This window comes from Seonamhaeicola marinus (assembly GCF_008085455.1).
Genome location: NZ_VSDQ01000084.1, coordinates 1 through 251 on the forward strand (window position 1 = coordinate 1; position 251 = coordinate 251).

Genomic DNA, 251 nt, shown 5'->3' on the forward strand with positions numbered 1-251 from the left:
GGACTTTGGTTTGTTTCTGAAGGAACATTGCCAACATACACCGTTGAAGAAGTATTACACGGTTTAGAAAAGCATGACAATATTTTAGTTAGAACACAAACCCTAACTGAAGAAGGGCATAAAACAGTTTTAACAAGAGCAGAATCTATAAAACAATTAAAGGAAAACGGTAAAGCTGTTGTTGAAGGCGCTAACCTTCACGTAAACGAATATGGCTCGCCATTATTTGCAGATTTCTTTTTCTTTATTAC

Annotated in this window: 1 pseudogene; it reads left to right on the top strand. The window is 35.5% G+C overall.

Annotated elements, in window-relative coordinates:
* Positions 1-251, top strand: a pseudogene (locus FUA24_RS00525) (cytochrome c oxidase subunit 3); the annotation flags it as partial.